General features: G+C 52.8%; 1 protein-coding gene. It reads right to left on the reverse strand.

The features are described 5' to 3' along the window. Positions 1 to 11: 11 nt before the first annotated feature. A partial coding sequence (locus tag H6B10_RS17710) for a prephenate dehydrogenase dimerization domain-containing protein (RefSeq protein ID WP_204652590.1) occupies positions 12 to 216 on the reverse strand: 205 nt, incomplete at its 5' end.

Here is a 216-nt window from a genome sequence, read left to right on the forward strand (position 1 = left end):
TTTTTTATGGTTTATCGCTTGTCGAAAGCTTCCCGCCGCTTGGTGGAAAGACGGAACATCTCCTCCAGGCCGCCGCGGTCATCGTCCACCAGTTTCTGCCGCATGTTCAGCAGCGCATTGGTGAACATATCGATCTCAGAAATCAGGTTGTCCTTGTTCCACAGGAACAACTCGGCCCACATTTTGTCGTTGATCCGGGCAATACGGGTCAGGTCC

It is taken from the genome of Gemmiger formicilis (genome assembly GCF_016901605.1).
GTDB lineage: Bacteria > Bacillota > Clostridia > Oscillospirales > Ruminococcaceae > Gemmiger > Gemmiger formicilis_B.